Origin of the sequence: Lentzea albidocapillata subsp. violacea (assembly GCF_900100275.1) — a bacterium.
GTDB classification, from domain to species: domain Bacteria; phylum Actinomycetota; class Actinomycetes; order Mycobacteriales; family Pseudonocardiaceae; genus Lentzea; species Lentzea violacea.
On sequence record NZ_FNET01000019.1, the window covers coordinates 92,104 to 111,161 of the forward strand.

The window sequence follows — 19,058 nt, forward strand, 5'->3', positions numbered from 1 at the left end:
CCAGCACGACCCAGGACCACTCACTCATCGCGGGAGACTCCTTCCAGACGAGGTGCGGTGACGACGTCACCTGCCAGCGGGCCTGGCAAGGTGTCCTCTTCGTCCTGCGCCACGGCGAGACGCACACGCGCCCGCACGAACAACGCGAAGACCGCCGTAAACGCCAGCACGTTGACCAGCAGCGCGGCCAGCATGCTGTGGTCGATGGTCGGATCACCTGGCTTGAGCACTGTGGGCGGCTGGTGCAGCGACCTCCACCAGAGCACCGACATGTGCACGATCGGCACCTGGACGAACGCCAGCACACCGAACACCGCGGCTCGGCGGGCACGCACCAGCGGATCGAGTGTCGCCCGGCGCAACGCCAGATAGCCGAGGTAGACGAAGAACATCAACGCGGTGGTGACCAGCCGTGGGTCCCACGTCCACCACACGCCCCACACCGGCTTGCCCCACACCGACCCGAGCACGATGGCGAGACCGGTGAAGAACACGCCGACCTCGGCCGCGGATGCGGCCAGCCGGTCGTACCGGGGTTTCCGCCGCCACAACCAGGCGAGGCTCGCGCCGAAGGTGATCGCGAAGCCGAGGAAGGCCAGCCAGGCGGCGGGCACGTGGACGTACATCAGCCGCTGGAGGTTTCCCTGGATGCGATCCGGCGGTGCCACCAGGCCCGCGACGAGTCCGACGGCGAGCAACACGGCCGCGATGATCGGCAGCCGGCGGCCGAACAGTGTCATGCCACCTCCTCGAGGTGTGGTGCCCCCAGCAACAATGCGAGCGCGGCGATCAGGTCGACGGTCAGCATGAGCAGCAACCAGGGCCACGGGGCGTGGCCCAGCGCGGCGGCCGCGGGTGCCTGTGTTGCTCCGAGCAGCAAAGGGACCGCCAGCGGCAGTACCAGCACCGGTCCCAGGGTGGTGCGACCGTCGAGCCCTTGAGCGAGCGCGCCGGCGAGTGTCCCGAGCAGACCGAGCCCCGCCGCGACGAGCGGCAGCACCACGAGCAGCCACGGCCATCCGTGCGGCGCGGGGTCGTACAGCGCGACCGCCACGGGTACGAGCAGCAGTTCGAAGGCGAGCAGCAGCAAGGCGCTCGCCGCCGCACGACCGGCGAGCCTGACGACGGAATGCACTCCGCAGAGACGCAGCAAGGCGATCTGGGGCGGCGTGTCCACGGCGCTGGTCCGCAGTGTGACGAGCAAGCCGAACAACAGGACCACCACCCAGTACAGGCCGGGGCCGATCCCCCGCAGCAACGGGGTGTCGGTGCCGACGGCGAGTGGCACGAACAGCAGTGCCACCGCACCGAACGGCGTGGTGACCAGCAGTGCCTCGCCCGACCGTGCCTCGAGGCGAAGATCCTTGCGGGCGATCTCGACGAGCTGACGCCACGCCGTCATGCGACCACCGCCGGCGCGACGCGTCCCGCAGCGAGCTCGACCACGCGATCCGTCAGGCGCGCGACTTGATCACGGTCGTGGGAGACCACCACGCACGCCCCGCCTCGGCGCCGCACGCCGTCCACCACGTGATCCACCAAGGCTGCCGAGGTGACGTCCAGTCCGGTGTGCACCTCGTCCAACAGCAGCAAGGACGGCTTGGTGACGAACACCCTCGCGAGATCCGCTCGCCGCCGCATGCCGTGTGAACAGCGATCCGCCCGCCGGTCCGCGGCCGCGGCGAGCCCGACGGTCGCCAGCGCCGCGTCCGCCACGGCGTCGTCCCGGCCGGTCATCCTCGCGACGAACTGCAGGTTCTCCCTGAGAGTGAGCTGCGAGTAGAGCGCTGGGGCGTGGCCGAGCAACGCGACGGGACCACGCACCTGGACTGTGCCTGCCACCGGCGGAATCAGGGTGGCCAGTACGTTCAACAACGTGCTCTTGCCCGACCCGTTCGCACCGATCAGGCCGAGCACCTCGCCGGCCGCCACGACGAGGTCCAGTCCGCGCAGCACGGAGGTGCGCTGCACGTCGACGTGGACGTCGGTGAGCTCGGCCTGTGGGGACAGCTGAAGATGCACGGGGCGGACCTGCCAGAGGAGCGTCTACTAGGATGCATCGTAGGCTAGCCGCACGGCCGGGACGGCCCGCATCCGGGAGGAGGTCGCGCTGGAACTCTTCGCGCTGACGTCGTTGGCACTCGTGGCCGGCGTGGTCTCCTTCACCTCACCGTGCACTTTGCCATTGCTGCCAGGCTACCTCTCGTACATCTCCGGACTGTCCCACGAGGAGCCGAGGTCCCGCACCCGCACAGTACGAGCGGCGCTGCTGTTCGTACTCGGCTTCTCCACGGTGTTCGTCGCGCTCGGCACGACCGCCTCGGCACTCGGCCTGGCGCTGGCACAGAACCTCCGGGCGATCAACATCGCGGGTGGCGCGGTGATCGTCCTCATGGGACTGACGGTCACCGGTCTCGTGCGGATTCCACTGCTGGCACGCCAGGTGCGGTTCGACCTCACCCAGATCGGCCGCGGACCAGCCGGTGCGTTTCCGCTGGGCGCGGCTTTCGCGTTCGGCTGGACACCCTGCGTCGGGCCGGTATTGGCCTCGATCCTCACCACGGCCGCCACCACGGCCACCGTGTCGCGCGGGGCGCTGATGCTGCTCGCCTACTCGACCGGCCTCGGCCTGCCGTTCCTCCTGCTGGCACTCGGGTTCTTCCGAGGGAACGACCGGCTCGGCTGGCTGCGCCGCCACTCCCGGCACATCGAGATCACCGGCGGCGCCCTGCTCATCGTCATGGGCATCGCGGTGATGACCGGCGACTGGACGCGGTTGATGAGCGACATGCTCGGCGTCTACGCCCGGCTCGGCTGGCCGCCCCTCTGAACCTACTATTTAGAATGGTGGATCTGGCCAGTTGGATGCGTTCCACAGGGGTAGTCGGATGCCATCGACCGTCAGTGAAGAAGCAGTAACCATGACGCAGGCGGCCGAGATGCTCCGCACCTACCCGGTAGACCTGGGCGGGTGAACCAGCAGGCGTTGGCTCGTTGCATCGAAGCGCACATCTGCGACACGACCGGGCGCGTCCTGTCCCGGCACACCGGCTACAACGCGAACCTCACCTGCGCCGTCCTCGAAGCCTGTACCAGCGCCTGCAAAGCGTGCGGCGACGAGTGCAAGCGCTGCCAGGTGTACGCCGAGTCCTGTCGTCGTTGTGCACAGGCGTGCCGAGAACTGCTCGATGCTCTGGGCTGAGCGGCTTCCGTGCGAGGCGGGTCATCGCCACCGCAAAGGCCGAACGTTGGTGTGGTGAGCGGTGCCACGCCCACCACACCAACGGGTTGTCAGGGCATCGGTGATGCCTGGTAGCCGAGCTCTTCGATCGCGCGGATGACGTCCTCAGGAGTGCTCTGGCCCGGATCCAGCTCGACCGTGCTGCGCCCCTGCTTGACCGCGGTCTGGGTGCTTTGGACGCCGGGCAGGTCTTCGAGGGCGTCATCGATGAGCAGCGCACAGCTGCCGCAGTGCATGCCCTCGACTCGGAAGACGTGGGTCGTGACGGCCACAGTGGAACCTCTCTCAGACGATGGTGATGACACCGGTGTACATGCCCATTCCGCAGGCGTAGTCCAGCCGTCCCGGCTGCAGCACGCCCAGATCGATGCGCGTCTCGCCTCTCACCGGCAGAACCTTCTGCTCGTCGCGGATGACGAACGACCGCACGCAACCCTGCGCGTTCTCCGACTTGACGACGAGCGTCGTCGGCATACCGGAACGAACCTGAACGTTCTCGGGGCTGTAGGAACTTGAGCGTGCGGTGATCACCACCGTTTGCTGCCCACCTGCTTCGGACACGGCAGTGGTGTCGGCAGGGGCGTCATTCCCACCGAAAGATTGCGCGATCCTGCTTGCCGCCAACGGTGATCCGGCCAGTTCCAGGCCACCGTTGAGCGTGTACAGGCCCATCGCCAGCACCACCAGGCCGGTCACGACGGCCAACCTGCCCTTCCAGGCGGTGGCCGCTTTGCGGGCGGCGTAGCCGAGGATCGCGAACAACGGGCCCGTACCGAGCACGAACACGGCCATCGTCGCCGCTCCCGACAACGCGGAACCGGACGCGAGCGCCAGCGCCTCCACGGACAGCGTGACACCGCAAGGGATCAGCACCGTGGCAAAGCCGAGCAGCGCCGGCGCCAACGCAGCCTGCGAACGTGCGCGACTGCGCACGATCTTCATCCAGGACACCGGCGGTTCGACGACTATGCCGCGGAAGCCCGGCACCCCGAGCTGCGCCAGTCCGAACACGATGATCAGCAGACCGGCGCCGATCTGCAGCCACGTGCGAAGCCCGACAGACAGCTCCACCACGCTGCCGAGTGCGCCCAGCAACGCGCCGAGCAGCGCGTGCGAGACCAGTTTGCCGGCCAGGAAACCACCGACCGGGGCCAGGTCGTCACCGAGCTGGGCACGCCAGTTCTGCCGCTCGGCGACTGCGGCAGCCTGCTTGTTCTTCCCTCCCGCGGCACGACGGGCAGGGGCAGCAGGTTCGGCGGTCGCCGCGCGCTGGCGGGTGATCAATCCGGTGAGCAGACCACCCTGCACCGCGGCGCAGGAAACACCACCGGCGAACAGTCCGGTGACCAGAACAGCAGCAAGATTCACGAAAGCTCCTCCACGCGAGATGGGAAAGGCCGAAGGACGCACCGGACGAAGTGCCGATGTCGCACGGTTGCCCGCCACCCGGCGTCGAACCGGGGTGCGGGCAGACCTCTCCTAAATCCGCAACAGACAGAGCCTCTCGAGGCTTGGCGCCCGCGCCAGAACCACCGGGAACAACGCCGTGCGGGCAGACCTCGCCGCTGCTACTGCTGAACTGTGTACGCGAGGCAGCCCGAGTCGGGCGACGAGGGCGATCACGGCCGCGATGAGCATCAGGCAAGCAGCGAGTGCACCGCCCATATCGCTGTCGCCATGAGTGTCCTGATCCGGAGCGACGGACATTCCGGCCGCGACGGGACGCTCAACGGAGAGCTCGTGACCACCATCCGCCATGACGGCGTTCGCGCCGTGTGGCATCGACATGCCGTCGGTGCACTGCACGCCCACCACGAGGGCCAACCCGGCGAGCACGGCCAGGACGACGGCCAGCCGCACGAGGCGTCCTCGCGCGCCGTGCGAGCAGCTGGCCGTGCCGTTCATGGCCGACATCCTACGGAGCAGCTGTCAACATCGTGTTTGCTGTGCGGGCACATCACTCTTCGGTCAGCTCGCCGGGCAGGAAACCAGGTCGTTTGGGGTATGACTGCGTCAACACGGCGTGCACGATCAGCCGCTGCCGATCCGAGAACTTCGGATGGCAGGTCGTCATCGTCATCAAGCTCGCCAGCTGGTCCGCCGGTAGCTCGCCTCGGTAGTTCGGCACCGGATCGATCACTTCTCCCTGTTCCGGCCGGATGATCTCCTGACCAGGCGTGTTCGCATACGGCGCACCGTGAGACCGCTCGAGTGGCTGGACGCCCGCGCATCGCGGATCGCGTTCCTTGTCCTGGGTCCAGCTCGCTTCCTCGTTCGTCATCGGCAGCACGCGGTAGACGAACCACATCGACTGGGTCTCCACCACAACGGCGCCACAGGACTGGAGCAGGTCGAGGTCGTTGAACGGCGCCCCCTTGCCGACCCGGTGGCCGGCGACCGCGAAGTTGCCCTTCTCCCCCGGTCCGGCCGTGGCCCGGTAGTGGCCGGGACCGATCTCCAGGTCCGCGGGCGTGGTGCCCTCGACGACGGCGAACTGGTAGTCCCGCCCGAGCGCGGGGATGTACATCTTGGCGAACGCCTCACCCGGCACGAGATTCGTCCTTACGGGACGTTGCGGATCGGAGGTGACGGTGTTGGCTTCCGCATCCCATCGTGCGTTCACCTGGGCATCGGCGTTGCTCTGCTTGCGCATGGACATCAGGTCCGTTACGTACACCTCGTAGACGACGAAGAGGAGCACCACCAACCCGACAGTGATCAGGACTTCGCCAAGACCGCGGACCGAACGACGTCCGATGCCGTCACGCGGAGACGCGCTCACCCTGGGGAGCACGACGGTGTCCTCGTCGAGTCGACGCCTGGTCCGCACCTTCACAACGCCTACTATCGACACTAGTAAGTCGGTCGGCAAGGCCGAGATCAATGGAACGCACTCCGAGGGGACGATGACGTCACGCGATCGCAACCTCCGAATCGGCTGGTCGGACCACGATCGCGCCGCCTGGTGCACCAGTGCAGCAGTGCAGCAGTGCAGCAGTGCAGCAGTGCAGCAGTACTCTTCAGCGTCGCCGCCGTGGCATTGCGGATCGTCGGGGTGCCGCCGGTGGACCTGCACGGTCCGCTGCACTACCTGGGTGTCATGGACCCGCTCTGCGGCGGAACGCGGGCCACGTTCCTGTTGCTGTCAGGTGATCTCGCGGGAGCGGCCAGGTACAACCCGATCGTGTTCCCTCTGGCGGCTGTGGCCGTGCTCGTCTTCGCCCGTGCCGTGGTGGGCATGACGACCCGGCGGTGGCTGGACGTACAACTCGGACGGATGTCGCGGATCGCGGCGTGGACCGCTCTCGCGCTCGCGCTGGTACTGCTCGAGGTGCGCCAGCAGCTCAACGCAGACCTGCTGATGCAGGCATGGCCGGCTTGAGTGTGGAGCGGGTCCGTCACCCGCGCGCTTTCTCACCGCTCGGTGCAACGGCGAACCACTGGCCGTCCAGCCCGTTCCCCTTCGCATCACCGGCCTGCTCGTCGTCGACGTACCGGTAGAGCGGCCTCCCGGCCAGCGTTACCTGCGTCGTGCCGTCGTCGCGCTTCATCGTTCCGACGAGCGCCTTGTCCACCCCCTTCAGATCGAACTGGCCGACAGGCGCCAGCAGCGGCGGCCACACCAGGGTGCATTCGGGGTCGTTGCAGCTCGACCTGGGCGGGCTCGTGGCGTCCTTCTCGTACCGGTAGAGGGTGTATGCCTCTCGGTCAGCCACCAAATCACCGATGGATGCCCCCTGGACCACCTGCAACGTCGTGATGTCACCTGGAAGCACACGACTGCTGGTCGGCCCGACTGTGGGACCGACCGGCGTTTCCGAAGCTTGTTCCGAGGCGGATTCGGGCGACTGGCTGTCGCCGCCCGCCGAGCAGGCACCGGTGAGCAGAAGCAGTGCAAGGGCGACGACATGACCTTTGGACACCGCAGTTCCTCCCGATCAATGGACAGTCCCCGTTGTTGGATACGGATACCGACCGATGTCAGTTCACGGCACACGGCACGTTGGACTTCCGAGCCGGGCAACTATGCGATCTAGTAGACGAACGGACGCGCGGCCCGTAGCCTGCCGCTGGACCTGACAGCCTGGATCAAGGAGACGGGCGCGACGTGGTGTCGCATCGGAACAAGCGCATTTCGCGAACGATCCTGACCGGCGCGGTGCTGGCTACTGCGGTGGCGCCGACCATGGCAGCCTCGGCACAACCGGCTGACCCGGACCCGCTCGCCCGCTACAACGAGCTGAGTGCTCATGCCGCGAAGACCAACGAAGACCTGCTGAAGGCGCGGGGTGACCTGAAGGCCAAGCGGGAGCAGCTCGCCCGGTCCACCGTGGCCGAACAGCAGGCGAGGGAAGAAGAAGAGCGGTTTCGCGGCCAGGTCGACGCTCTGACCACCGCGACGTTCGAGGGCGCCCGCTTCAACCAGCTCTCGGCGCTGCTGGTGAGCGAGTCCCAGCAGGACTTCCTCAACCGCATGTCCGCACTGAACATGCTCGCCACCGACAACAACGAGGCGTTGCAACGGCTCGGCCTCGCGGTCGCGAAGGCCGACCACGCTCGACAGAGCGCACAGGAGGCCGCGAACGCCGCAGCCAAGCTCGTCGGTGAGGTCGAGCAGCGCCAGAGGGACCTGGACGGGCAGATCAAGGAGGTGCGGGCCGCCCTCGGCTCGCTGGACCCGTCGGTGCGCAACGACCTCAAGCGGGTCAAGGACACCGGCAGCTATGTCGGCCCACCGGGGTCCGCGAACGCCGCGCTCCAGGCGGCGTTGTCCAAGCGCGGCGCGGCCTACGAGTGGGGAGCGGAGGGTCCGTCCGCATTCGACTGCTCAGGCCTCACGATGTGGGCGTACCAGCAGGCGGGCATCCAGCTTCCCAGGGTCGCTTCCGCTCAGTACGACGTGGGCATGGCTGTACCGCTCAACGCCCTCCTGCCGGGCGACCTGCTCTTCTACGATGACGGTACCGGCAACCCAGCGGCGATCCACCACGTGGCGATGTACGTCGGTGACGACAAGATGGTCGACGCACCGACCCAGGGCCAGGTCGTCGACCTCCGGCCGAGCCGTGGTGACGGTCACCTCATGGGTGCGCGGCGCATCGCCGGGTAGCGGCGGAAGCCACTCGATCCTTGCTCAACCTCCGCTTCGACCGTCGGCAGGATCCACCACCTCCGCAGCGAGCTCCGAGGGTGCGGCAGGACCGTCATGCCCTGCGGTGCCGCCGACGTGGGCCTCCAGCCTGATGCGTTCGATCATGTGCGGGTAGTGCAGCTCGAACGCCGGCCGCTCCGACCGGATCCGGGGCAGCTCGGTGAAGTTGTGCCGCGGCGGCGGGCAGGATGTAGCCCACTCCAATGAGTTCCCGAACCCCCACGGGTCGTCCACCTTCACCACCTCGCCGTAGCGGTAACTCCTGAAGACGTTCCAGATGAACGGCAACGTCGACACGCCGAGCAGGTAGGCACCCACCGTGGAGATCGTGTTGAGCGTGGTGAAGCCGTCAGTGGGCAGGTAGTCGGCGTACCGGCGGGGCATGCCCTGGTTCCCGAGCCAGTGCTGGACCAGGAAGGTCGCGTGGAAGCCGATGAACGTGGTCCAGAAGTGCAGCTTGCCGAGGTTCTCGTCGAGCATCCGCCCGGTGATCTTCGGGAACCAGAAGTAGATCCCCGCGTACGTCGCGAACACGATGGTGCCGAACAGCACGTAGTGGAAGTGCGCCACCACGAAATAGGTGTCCGACAGGTTGAAGTCGATGGGCGGCGACGCCAGCAGCACACCGGACAGCCCGCCGAACAGGAAGGTCACCAGAAAGCCGACCGAGAACAGCATCGGCGATTCGAAGGTGAGCTGCCCCTTCCACATGGTGCCGATCCAGTTGAAGAACTTGATCCCCGTCGGGACCGCGATGAGGAACGTCATGAAGGCGAAGAACGGCAGCAGTACGGCTCCCGTCGCGTACATGTGGTGGGCCCACACGGCGACGGACAGCGCCGCGATGCCCAGCGTCGCGAAGATCAGTCCTTTGTAGCCGAAGATCGGCTTGCGGCTGAACACCGGGAAGATCTCGCTGACGATGCCGAAGAACGGCAGCGCGACGATGTAGACCTCGGGGTGGCCGAAGAACCAGAAGAGGTGCTGCCAGAGGATCACTCCGCCGTTGGCCGGGTCGAACACGTGCGCGCCGAGGTGCCGGTCGGCCAGCAGCCCGAACAGGGCGGCGGTGAGGATCGGGAACGCGATCAGGATCAGCACGCTCGTCACCAGGATGTTCCAAGTGAAGATCGACATCCGGAACATCGTCATGCCGGGCGCCCTCAGGCAGACCACCGTGGTGATCATGTTCACCGCGCCGAGGATCGTGCCGAGGCCGCTGATCAGCAGGCCGGTGATCCACAGGTCGGCACCGACGCCGGGTGAGTGAATCGCGCTCGACAGTGGCGTGTAGGCGAACCAGCCGAAGTCCGCGGCACCACCCGGCGTGATGAAGCCGGAGACGACGATGATGCCGCCGAACAGGTACAGCCAGTAGGAGAAGGCGTTCAGGCGCGGGAACGCGACGTCCGGTGAGCCGATCTGCAGTGGCAGGATGAAGTTCGCGAACCCGAACAGGATCGGCGTCGCGTACAGCAGCAGCATGATCGTGCCGTGCATGGTGAACAGCTGGTTGTACTGCTCGTTGGACAGGAACTGCATGCCCGGCTTTGCGAGCTCGGTCCGGATGAGCAGGGCCATCACGCCGCCCGCCAGGAAGAAGGCGAAGCTGGTGACCAGGTACAAAATGCCGATCTGCTTGTGGTCCGTGGTGCGGAACATCCGCAGCAGGAACGACCCCTTGACCGGCCTGGCAGCACGGGCGACGGGCACGGGAACAGGCTGAGCGGTGACCGTCATCTTCATGATCTCCCGGTGACTCATCTTCTACTAACTTGGATAGTACCCAGGGAGACGGCCGCAGCGTCACGAAGGCCGTCGGCATCCGCGGAGATGCCGACGAGCACCCGATCAGAATTCAGATAACAAGTGGATAACGACCGGTCCGCCTGCTGAGCCGGCTACTAACCAGCTTCGTAGACCTCGGCATGGGCGATCGCACGAACGACTCGAAGCCGCGCTGGTTCATGACGGTCGCGGTCAGCCTTCTCCTCACGATCGGCACACCGGTCGGCAGCGCGGCTGCCCATGACGGGACGAACGCTCCGTCCATCCCTCCTGCCCTGCCGTCGAGCCTGCCGGCAGCACCGCTGGGCAGCGGCGGGCAGGGCGACGATGTGGTGGAGACCAAGTGGGGGCCGCTCGGCGCAGCCGATCGAGACTTTCTGGCGAAGGTCCGGTTGGCAGGACTCTGGGAACTACCCGCAGGGCAGCAGGCTCTCCAGAAGTCCCAGAATCCCAAGATCCAAGAAGCAGGTAGGCACCTGATCGACGGCCACAGCGCACTCGACGACATGGTCCGCAACGGCGGTCAGGCGCTCGGCGTGGAGTTGCCCAACCAGCCCAACTCGGACCAACTGGGATGGTTGAAGGAACTGACGACCACGCAGGGCGAGGAGTACGAACGGACCTTCGCCAACCGCCTGCGTGCCGCACACGGCAAGGTTTATGGATTCGCCGCGCAGGTTCGTGCCGGCACCAGGAACGAACTCGTCCGGGCGATGGCGAACCAGACGATGAGCACGGTGTTCGACCACATCAGCCAGTTGGAGAAGACCGGCCTGGTCGACTTCCAGGCGCTGCCGTCTCCCACGGTGTTGGGGGCCTCCGCCACGCCCAGCTCTGATGCTCCTGTTGATCAGCCGAAGCCGCTGCAGCGCACCGCCAGTCAGGCCACTCCCACCGCGGACTCCGGTATCGGTGGCGCAATCTTGTTCGTGGTCATTATCGCGGTGATCGGTGGCCTCGCTCTGCTCTTCTTGCGTTGGCAACGCAAGAAGTCGCCCGGTTTGCCCCAACACCGCGCCGAAACCCTCGAGTCGGAGCCCGTATCGGTCCGTGCCACGTCACCTGCCAGGGAAAGTGTCGTGAGGACACACCGATCGGACGAGCGTTTCAAACGGTTCCGGCAGTGACGTCTGCAGGGCAGCCAGCTGCACGATGCCGTCCTCGGTGGTTTCGTTGCTCGGCAGGAACGGTCAGAGGGTACTGAAGCGGGAGATGGGACCACGCAACCAAGCGATGGCCTCACCCTCATGCCGGTCACCAGCAGGACCCCGACAACCAGGAGCAGCGCTTCGCCGGTGACCTGCGGCGCACGCGTGTGGCGCCTGAGTCAGCCCGCCGTGTTGACCGCTCAGCGAGCGGACACGGCGAGCAACACGAACGGCAGTCCCAGACCGAGGCAGTAGGCGGCGGCCAGGGCCAGGCCTCGCCACACCGGCCGGCGCCGGGCACGGCGAACGCGGCCCTCGCAACCGGCGACGCCCGACAGGTCACCCCCGGCATCATCGTCGCCAGAGCCGCTGCGGTGGGTCGCACATGGCCTGGAATCGACCGGGCGGTGTCCGATCTCCGCCGTGCGGACCACGATTGACGATGTCGGCCCACCGCCTCGTGTCTGGACGAGATACACCAGGCCGCACGCTGCCGGATCCACTCGATCGGTACATCTCTCGATCACACGCTGGCCAGCCCGTCTGTCGTAACGTGAGCAGCTCGACGAGCACGACCGCGACGGTGATGAGATCGCGTCGACTACCGCGAGCGGCCACGGCGATCACGGCGGCTGTCAGACGCAGGGCGTCCTGCGGGACGAGAGGTCTTGAACTGCGCCTGTGCATGGCGGATCTGAGGACGGCGTGCAGGTGTTGTACGCGTGGCCACTACACCACTGACACGCATCGCCGCGGTGTTTTCTGTCGACCCCGGCTCGCGATCAGGACGACTGCACGCGAACCAACCAGACAAGACCGCAGCTCCTATCGCACGTGCCACCACCTTTGGACCGTTCCAACACCCAGCCAGACCGCGATGCGCGCGCCAAGAATGGGGTAGTCCGATGAACCTGAGCCGACGCCGAGCCGTCGCCGGACTGGTGACAGCCAGTGCAACCGCCCTGTCAGCGCGAAAATCCGACGCCGCACGACACGAGGGTGAGCCGATCCTGGTCGCACCACCCGGTTCGGACCCGCAGCGACTCGCCCGCGACGAGCGGTTCTGGGGACAGGTGGCCCGGCAGTTCCGGGTGAATCCCGGCTTCACGAACCTGGAGAACGGCTACTACGGCATCATGCCCGCCCCCGTTCTGCGGGAATACGAGCGGCAATGCCGTCGGCTCAACGAGGATAACTCCTACCTGCTGCGAGGCTCGTACAAGCAAACTGAGCACGACCGGGTGCGGGCCAGAGTGGCCGATGTCTCCGGTGTGGCTCCGGACGAGATCGCGCTCACCCGATGCGGCACCGAGGCGCTGCAGAACCTCATCGCGGGCTACAACCGGCTCCGGCCGGGAGATGCCGTGATGTACTGCAGCCTCGACTACCACAGCGCCATCTACGCGATGAACTGGCTCAAGGACCGCCGAGGCGTTGACGTCATCAGGTTCGAACTGCCCGAACCCCACACGCGGCAGGCGATCCTCGACCACTACGCCCGCCAGCTCCGCGAACACCCTCGGGTCAAGTTGCTCCTGCTCACCCACATGAACAACCGGACCGGCCTGGTGTCTCCCGTAGCGGAACTGGTCGCGATGAGCCGGCAGCACTCGGTGGACACCATCGTCGACGCAGGCCATTCCTTCGGCCAGCTCGACTTCCGTCTACCTGACCTCGGCGCTGACTTCGTGGCCTGCTGCCTGCACAAGTGGATCCATGCGCCGCTGGGGTCCGGCTTCCTCTACATCCGCTCCGGTCGCCTGCCCGACATCGACCCCTGCTACCGGGACGAGAGCCACCCGTTGGACAGCATCCGCTCCAGGGTCCATTCCGGAACCATGGACATCGCTCCGTTTCTCACTCTCCCAGCAGCACTGGAGCTGCACGAAGCCATCGGCGTGGCCAACAAGCAAGCCCGCCTTCGTCACCTGCGTGACCGCTGGGTCCATCAGGCGCGCCACCTCGACGGCATCGACATCCTCACCCCCGAGGACCCGTTGACGTACGGGGCGATCACGGCGTTCCGCGTGCGTGGCCGGAAGACCAAGCAGGACAACGAGGCCATCGCCCGATACCTGATGGACAACCATCGCATCTTCACCGTCCCCAAAGGTGGGATGACCGCTGGTGACTGCATCCGAGTCACCCCCGCGCTCTTCACGACCACTGACCAGGTCGACGAGCTGGCGGAAGCACTGATCGACGTCGCGCGTAAGTTCCGGCGGTGAGGGCACTCTCGCCATCGCCTTGAGCTGGAGCAGCAACGCCCGCCTCGGTTGCGGATCAGCCAGTCCACACACCGTACGACTGCAGCCACGCCAAGGGGTCCGCCTTCCTTCCGGCCTGGTCCCAGAGTTCGAAGTGCAGGTGCGGTCCCGAGGAGTTACCGCGGTTGCCGACTTCCGCTATGACCTCGCCGGCACTCACCCGCTGACCCTCACGCACGGAAAAGCTGTTGATGTGGCCGTAGACAGCGATAGTTCCGTCCGTGTGCCGGATTCGGACCCACAGCCCGAAGCCACTGGCCGGGCCCGCATCCACCACCACACCGTCCATAACGGACCGAATGGGTGTACCGATCCGGTTGGCGATGTCCAGACCGTAGTGCGTCGCTCCCGAACGCGGCCCGTAGTTCGACGTGATGGTGCCCTGAGTCGGCGCGAACACCTTGATCTTTCGCGCCTGCTCCGCCTCGTACTCGGCCTTACGACGGACGGCCTCGGCTGTCTCTCGCTGCTCGACCATGCGCTGGCTCTTCTTGAGCGCCTCCAGGTCGTCGTGTCCGGGCTGAGAAAGCGACAGCAGGTTCGGCCCCGCGGTGTCACCACCTATACCGGTGTTGTCATCAGACAGGCTGGCGGCCAGCCAGACGCCGTTGGGCGCCGGTGATGACGCCGACGTAGGCCCGCCGATGTCCGCCTGGAACGCGACGGCCGCACCGGCCGCCACCCCGAAGATGACCATGTGAGCAGAGACCCGCGCTGAACGATCCGGCCGAGGCCGGATGTGTCGTGCCATCTCGAGTCAGCCCACGATCCGCCGAGCGCCGATGTAGTGGCCATCGCCTCGGATCGGACGCACGTCCACAAGTTGCCCCTCGGTCGGCGCGTCCACCATCTTGCCTTCGCCCACGTACATCGCCACGTGGTGGATCGTGGCCGGGTTTCCCGACCCGTCGTCGTAGAACACCAGGTCACCCGGCTGGAGTTCGTTCTGGGCCACCGGCCTGCCGACTCGGTACTGGTCCACCGCCACGCGAGGCAGCGTGACTCCGGCTGCCGCATAGGCCCACTTCGTCAGACCGGAGCAGTCGAAGGCGTTCGGACCGTTGCCGCCCCACTGGTACTGCGAGCCCCGCTTCGACAGGGCTGCCTGCAGAGCCGTGTTGGCCGCACCGGGAGGTCCCAGGTAGGTGCCGGTGTCCTTCACCTGGCCGAACCCGAGCCCGGCTTTCTGAGCCGAACTGAGGTTGTTCACCGCCTTGCGGAGCTCGACGATCCGGCCGTCCAGGTCGGACTTGCGCTTCTTGAGGTCGTCAGCGACCGCCGTCGCCTCACTTGCCGCTTTCTCGGCGCGCTGCTGGACGTCGTTAGCCTGTGCCACCGCGGCCGACAGCTTGTCCATCGCCTCCGCGTTGTCGGCCGCCAGCATCTCCAGCGCGGACATGCGGTTGAGGAAGTCCTGCTGGGAGTCACTGACGAGCATCGCCGAGAGCCCGTTGAATCGTGCGCCCTGGAAAGTGGACTCGGTGAGCACATCGACCCGACCGCGCAGCTGCTCCTCGGCCTGCCTGGCCTGGTTCAGCTCCGCACCGGCCTTGTCCAGCTCAGCCTTCTTGGCTTCGACGTTCTCCTGAGCCTTCAGCACGTCGTCGTTGAGCTTCTCCGCCTGCCCGCTCAGCTCCTCGTACTGCTTGACCGGGTCGGCTGCCGGCTGAGCACCCGCAGGACCGGGACTGCTCCCGATCGCCACCAGAACAGCCGCAGACGCCAGTGCACCTCGAGTACTGCGCTTCAGTCGATGCGACGTCACGTCGCGCTTACCTCCGTAGTCGGGAACAGGGCCTCCCCCGATGCCCTGGCGCAAATTACGGCAACATCACGGCGATGTCTACTAGTTCCATTAGTAGAGCAAGGAGCATGTGGCCCGGAACACTCCAGGCCGCCATCACACTCCGCAACGGCCATGTCTTCACCTTTGACAAACTTCATCCAAAGAGTCCTCGCGACGAACATGCGCTTTGCAGGGCATACATCACAAAGATGATGATCATTTGTCCACAATGGACACGATCGAGCGATTACTTCTCGTAACAAGATCACGCTATGGTCGTGACCGTGCGGATCGAGTTGACGACAGTGCGTGTCGCCCGCGTGACAGTGCTCGCCGTCGCGCTGGCGCTGTTCGCGTCGCTTCTCGGTGTGCTGTGCACAGCGAACGCGCACGGGTCTCCCGTCGTCAGCCATGTCCATGTGGCCGGCTCTCCTTCGGGCGATCACTGCGATCACCACCACGAGCCCGTTCACGAGGCTGCCCTCGACCGGGCACTGCGGCGCCCGACCGGCACGCCGTGCGATCCAGGGCCTTCAGTTGACGATGTCCCGGTCGGCTGCTGCGTCGCTGCAGCCGTCAACGGTCAGCCCACCGCCTCGCCGGACGCAGGTCGCGTGCCCAGATCCGGCCGCCACCTGTTGATCACCCTCAGCGTCGCCCGGAACTGATCAACGCATTGCAGCAGCGGAGACGAGACCGCGCATCCCTGCGCACCTCGTCTGTTCGCGCTGCCGCGAAGACAATCTCCGGACCATCACGGCACTGCCGTACACACGACGCTGAGGACACGATGCTCACCACCCGTGGCCGGCCCGAAACGCCGGTCATTCCTCCCGCGCACATGCTCACCTCGTCTGCCGCACCGCTCTGCCGCACTCCGGCGGCGGTGGTGGGAAACACGCCGGTCCAGTGGATCGACGACCTGTCCGGCCTGTCCTCCCGCGGCTTCTGGGCCAAGCTCGAAGGCTTCAACCCCGGCGGGATGAAAGATCGCCCGGCACTGCACATGATCGCCAAGGCGCGTGAGCGCGGCGAGCTCGCTCCGGGCGGCGTCGTCGTGGAGTCGACGAGTGGCACGCTCGGCCTCGGTCTTGCGCTCGCCGGCATCGTCTACGGCCACCCGGTGACGCTGGTGACCGACCCCGGCATGGAGCCCATCGTGCAGCAGATGCTGCAGGCGCACGGCGCGCAGGTCGACCTCGTGCCCTCTGCACACCCATCGGGTGGCTGGCAGCAGGCACGGCGCGATCGGGTCGAGCAGCTGCTCGCGGACACTCCCGGCTCGTACTGCCCGGACCAGTACAACAACCCTGACAACGTGGCCGGTTATGAGTCACTGGCACTCGAACTCGTGGCACAACTCGGACGCGTCGACGTGCTCGTGTGCTCGGTCGGCACGGGCGGGCATTCCGCTGGGGTATCTCGGGTACTGCGCGAATACTTCCCCCATCTGCGGCTGGTCGGCGTGGACACCGTCGGCTCGACGATCTTCGGCCAGCCCGCGCGACCGCGCCTGATGCGAGGACTGGGATCGAGCATCTACCCGAGCAACGTGGACTACGCCGCGTTCGACGAGGTGCATTGGGTCAACGCCGCCGAGTCCGTGTGGGCGTGCCGCAGGCTCGCCGCACGCCACCACGCCAGCGGCGGTTGGAGTGTCGGCGCGGTGGCGCTGGTCTCCAGCTGGCTCGCACGCACACATGACCCGGACGTCCGCATCGCGGCTGTCTTCCCCGACGGGCCACAGCGTTACTTCGACACCATCTACAACGACACGTACTGCGCGGCGAACGAGCTGGCCGTGGGTTCTCCGCAGCCCGACCCTGCGGAGATCAGCTCCACGAGTGACCGGGAGGTCACCGAGTGGACCCGCTGCCGCAGTGTCGCCGACCCGGCGGAGCGCCGACCGTGACCGGTACGATCCGGCAGTTCAGGTCGTTCGATCGGCCAGTGCAGCTGCTGTTGCTCAACCAGTTCACCATCAACGTGGGCTTCTACATGCTCATGCCGTATCTCGCGATGCACCTGTCGGGCGAGCTCGCTCTCGCAGGCTGGGCCGTGGGTCTGGTGCTGGGTGTGCGGAACTTCTCCCAGCAGGGCATGTTCCTGGTCGGAGGAACGCTCGCGGACCGGCTCGGCTACAAACCACTGATCGTGGCGGGGTGCGCCCTGCGCACGGTGGGGTTCGCGGTGCTCGGGTTCGTGGACAGCCTGCCTGCTCTGGTGATCGCCTCGGCGGCCACCGGCTTCGCCGGCGCGTTGTTCAACCCCGCGGTGCGGGCGTATGTCGCGAACGACGCAGGGCCACGGCGGGTGGAGGCGTTCGCCCTCTTCAACGTCTTCTACCAGACCGGCATCCTGGTGGGGCCGATCATCGGGCTCGTGCTGACCGGGGTCACGTTCAAGTTGACGTGTCTGGTCGCGGCTGTCGTGTTCGCCGCGCTGACCGTGCTGCAGATCAAGTCGCTGCCCGCGCGAACACCGAACCGCGACGCCGTCCCGGCGACCGTGCTGCAGGACTGGCGGGGAGTGCTGGCGAACCGCCGGTTCGTCCTGTTCTCACTGGTCATGACCGGCTCGTACGTGCTCTCGTTCCAGGTCTATCTCGCCCTGCCACTGGAGGCCCGCCGTCTCGCGGGTTCCGGCATCGAGGGCACCGCACTGGTCGCAGGACTGTTCGCGGTGTCAGGTGTGCTCGCCATCGCGGGTCAGCTGCGCATCACCGCGTGGTTCCGGGAGAAGTGGGGACGCGACCGATCACTTGTAGCCGGCTTGCTACTGCTGGGTGCTGCGTTCCTCCCGCCCGTGCTCACCGCGGCCTCACCGAGCGGGGCGGGAATGCCGGGCTACATCTCCCTGGTTCTGGCGGCATCGTTGCTCGCGCTGGGGACGATCGTGGTGTTTCCCTTCGAGATGGACACCATCGTGACGTTGTCCGGCGACCGGCTCGTCGCGACGCACTACGGCCTGTACAACACCATCGTCGGGATCGGCATCATGGCCGGAAACCTGTTCACCGGCACCATCCTCGACCTGAGCCGTGCGGCTGGTGTTCTCGTGCTGCCATGGCTCGGACTGGTCGCTGTGGGCATGTTCTGCGCCTGGCGCCTGCACGTGCTCAACCGGCCTTCCCCGGCCACGCACGCAGAGAAGCTGCTCAGCTAGGACGTGGCATCGGCGAGCTGGGCGGGCATCGACACGCCGCAGCTCGCCCGATGCGGCAGATGCCGATCAGCGGCTACTATGACGTCTAGTAGGCAGCGGCGTGCGGCCATTTCCGGCCGGGAGGAACCATGCACGGACTCGGTGACCTGGAAGCGGCGGTCATGGACGTGCTGTGGCGCGAGCAGCAGTCACTCAAGGTTCGCGACGTCCTCGATCGACTCGGCGGAGAGCGCCCACGGGCGTACACGACGGTGTTGACCGTGCTGGACAACCTGCACCGCAAGGCATGGGTGAACCGGGAACTCCGCGGCAAGGCGTTCTGGTACGAGCCCGCGGTGACCCGTGCCGAAGCTGCGGCGAGAGCCCTGCGCCAGGTGATCGCATCCTCTGGAGATCCGGAGGCGGTACTGCTTCAGTTCGCGCAGTCGGCCACTGACCGCGAGTTCGACCTGCTCCGCAAAGCACTGTCCACGAGAAGAGCCAAGCCGTAACCGCGACCGGCACCGGCCCA

21 protein-coding genes are annotated in these 19,058 nt (G+C 66.6%); 10 read left to right on the plus strand and 11 right to left on the minus strand.

What is annotated here, in order from left to right; all coding sequences use genetic code 11:
* Nucleotides 1-20: 20 nt before the first annotated feature.
* The 3 genes from ccsA to BLR21_RS32045 are packed head-to-tail and all read right to left on the minus strand — an operon-like array spanning nucleotide 21 to nucleotide 2,022.
* Nucleotides 21-740, minus strand: a complete 720-nt coding sequence (gene ccsA / locus BLR21_RS32035; RefSeq protein ID WP_090011919.1) for a cytochrome c biogenesis protein CcsA — start codon at nucleotides 738-740, stop codon at nucleotides 21-23.
* Entirely contained in the window at nucleotides 737-1,402 is a 666-nt protein-coding gene (locus BLR21_RS32040) for a heme exporter protein CcmB (protein WP_090011921.1), read from the minus strand. The genes ccsA and BLR21_RS32040 overlap by 4 nt, the downstream gene beginning before the upstream one ends.
* On the minus strand, nucleotides 1,399-2,022 hold the full coding sequence (locus BLR21_RS32045) for an ABC transporter ATP-binding protein (RefSeq protein ID WP_218131025.1): 624 nt from the start codon (nucleotides 2,020-2,022) through the stop codon (nucleotides 1,399-1,401). The genes BLR21_RS32040 and BLR21_RS32045 overlap by 4 nt, the downstream gene beginning before the upstream one ends.
* Before the next feature lie 112 nt (nucleotides 2,023-2,134).
* Between BLR21_RS32045 and BLR21_RS32050 the strand changes: the two genes are divergently transcribed.
* Complete coding sequence (locus tag BLR21_RS32050) at nucleotides 2,135-2,830, plus strand: cytochrome c biogenesis CcdA family protein (RefSeq protein WP_455032261.1); 696 nt, start codon at nucleotides 2,135-2,137, stop codon at nucleotides 2,828-2,830.
* A gap of 141 nt (nucleotides 2,831-2,971) precedes the next feature.
* Complete coding sequence (locus BLR21_RS32055; RefSeq protein ID WP_256335077.1) at nucleotides 2,972-3,202, plus strand: four-helix bundle copper-binding protein; 231 nt, start codon at nucleotides 2,972-2,974, stop codon at nucleotides 3,200-3,202.
* An 89-nt stretch (nucleotides 3,203-3,291) separates the two neighbouring features.
* On the opposite strand, the gene BLR21_RS32060 is transcribed toward BLR21_RS32055, so the two are convergent.
* The 4 genes from BLR21_RS32060 to BLR21_RS32075 form a co-directional block, all read right to left on the minus strand.
* Nucleotides 3,292-3,513 (minus strand): heavy-metal-associated domain-containing protein, encoded by a 222-nt coding sequence (locus tag BLR21_RS32060; RefSeq protein ID WP_090011925.1) that lies wholly within the window; start codon nucleotides 3,511-3,513, stop codon nucleotides 3,292-3,294.
* A gap of 13 nt (nucleotides 3,514-3,526) precedes the next feature.
* Nucleotides 3,527-4,609 (minus strand): sulfite exporter TauE/SafE family protein, encoded by a 1,083-nt coding sequence (locus BLR21_RS32065; RefSeq protein ID WP_090011927.1) that lies wholly within the window; start codon nucleotides 4,607-4,609, stop codon nucleotides 3,527-3,529.
* A 111-nt stretch (nucleotides 4,610-4,720) separates the two neighbouring features.
* Entirely contained in the window at nucleotides 4,721-5,146 is a 426-nt protein-coding gene (locus BLR21_RS32070; RefSeq protein ID WP_143027962.1) for a hypothetical protein, read from the minus strand.
* Nucleotides 5,147-5,198: 52 nt separating this feature from the next.
* Nucleotides 5,199-6,077 carry a class E sortase gene (locus BLR21_RS32075; RefSeq protein ID WP_256335078.1) on the minus strand — a complete coding sequence of 293 codons (879 nt, stop codon included), beginning with the start codon at nucleotides 6,075-6,077 and terminating at the stop codon, nucleotides 5,199-5,201.
* A 198-nt stretch (nucleotides 6,078-6,275) separates the two neighbouring features.
* Between BLR21_RS32075 and BLR21_RS41910 the strand changes: the two genes are divergently transcribed.
* Nucleotides 6,276-6,623 carry a DUF2752 domain-containing protein gene (locus tag BLR21_RS41910; RefSeq protein WP_218131026.1) on the plus strand — a complete coding sequence of 116 codons (348 nt, stop codon included), beginning with the start codon at nucleotides 6,276-6,278 and terminating at the stop codon, nucleotides 6,621-6,623.
* Between the two features lie 16 nt (nucleotides 6,624-6,639).
* On the opposite strand, the gene BLR21_RS32085 is transcribed toward BLR21_RS41910, so the two are convergent.
* Nucleotides 6,640-7,164 carry a COG4315 family predicted lipoprotein gene (locus tag BLR21_RS32085; protein ID WP_143027964.1) on the minus strand — a complete coding sequence of 175 codons (525 nt, stop codon included), beginning with the start codon at nucleotides 7,162-7,164 and terminating at the stop codon, nucleotides 6,640-6,642.
* A 185-nt stretch (nucleotides 7,165-7,349) separates the two neighbouring features.
* On the opposite strand from BLR21_RS32085, the gene BLR21_RS32090 reads away from it, so the two are divergent.
* Nucleotides 7,350-8,351: an NlpC/P60 family protein gene (locus BLR21_RS32090; protein ID WP_256335079.1), complete on the plus strand. Its 1,002-nt coding sequence runs from the start codon at nucleotides 7,350-7,352 to the stop codon at nucleotides 8,349-8,351.
* Nucleotides 8,352-8,375: 24 nt separating this feature from the next.
* Here the strand turns inward: BLR21_RS32090 and ctaD are convergent, their stop codons facing one another.
* Nucleotides 8,376-10,133, minus strand: coding sequence for an aa3-type cytochrome oxidase subunit I (gene ctaD, locus BLR21_RS32095; RefSeq protein WP_090012035.1), 1,758 nt, complete (start codon nucleotides 10,131-10,133; stop codon nucleotides 8,376-8,378).
* Nucleotides 10,134-10,321: 188 nt separating this feature from the next.
* On the opposite strand from ctaD, the gene BLR21_RS32100 reads away from it, so the two are divergent.
* Entirely contained in the window at nucleotides 10,322-11,308 is a 987-nt protein-coding gene (locus BLR21_RS32100; RefSeq protein ID WP_090011933.1) for a DUF4142 domain-containing protein, read from the plus strand.
* A gap of 926 nt (nucleotides 11,309-12,234) precedes the next feature.
* Nucleotides 12,235-13,557, plus strand: a complete 1,323-nt coding sequence (locus BLR21_RS32110; RefSeq protein ID WP_090011935.1) for an aminotransferase class V-fold PLP-dependent enzyme — start codon at nucleotides 12,235-12,237, stop codon at nucleotides 13,555-13,557.
* Nucleotides 13,558-13,612: 55 nt separating this feature from the next.
* Here the strand turns inward: BLR21_RS32110 and BLR21_RS32115 are convergent, their stop codons facing one another.
* Complete coding sequence (locus BLR21_RS32115; protein WP_176929898.1) at nucleotides 13,613-14,293, minus strand: M23 family metallopeptidase; 681 nt, start codon at nucleotides 14,291-14,293, stop codon at nucleotides 13,613-13,615.
* Between the two features lie 60 nt (nucleotides 14,294-14,353).
* Nucleotides 14,354-15,301 (minus strand): NlpC/P60 family protein, encoded by a 948-nt coding sequence (locus tag BLR21_RS32120; RefSeq protein WP_256335080.1) that lies wholly within the window; start codon nucleotides 15,299-15,301, stop codon nucleotides 14,354-14,356.
* A 353-nt stretch (nucleotides 15,302-15,654) separates the two neighbouring features.
* Here BLR21_RS32120 and BLR21_RS32125 point away from each other — a divergent pair, with 353 nt between their 5' ends.
* From BLR21_RS32125 to BLR21_RS32140, 4 genes are all read left to right on the plus strand, one after another.
* Nucleotides 15,655-16,050, plus strand: coding sequence for a hypothetical protein (locus tag BLR21_RS32125; protein WP_090011941.1), 396 nt, complete (start codon nucleotides 15,655-15,657; stop codon nucleotides 16,048-16,050).
* A 173-nt stretch (nucleotides 16,051-16,223) separates the two neighbouring features.
* On the plus strand, nucleotides 16,224-17,294 hold the full coding sequence (locus BLR21_RS32130) for a PLP-dependent cysteine synthase family protein (protein ID WP_218131032.1): 1,071 nt from the start codon (nucleotides 16,224-16,226) through the stop codon (nucleotides 17,292-17,294).
* A complete protein-coding gene (locus BLR21_RS32135) occupies nucleotides 17,291-18,547 on the plus strand; it encodes an MFS transporter (RefSeq protein WP_090012036.1) in 1,257 nt (418 codons plus the stop codon). Before BLR21_RS32130 ends, BLR21_RS32135 begins: the two co-directional genes overlap by 4 nt.
* Nucleotides 18,548-18,675: 128 nt before the next feature.
* Nucleotides 18,676-19,038 carry a BlaI/MecI/CopY family transcriptional regulator gene (locus BLR21_RS32140; protein WP_090011946.1) on the plus strand — a complete coding sequence of 121 codons (363 nt, stop codon included), beginning with the start codon at nucleotides 18,676-18,678 and terminating at the stop codon, nucleotides 19,036-19,038.
* Nucleotides 19,039-19,058 lie beyond the last annotated feature (20 nt).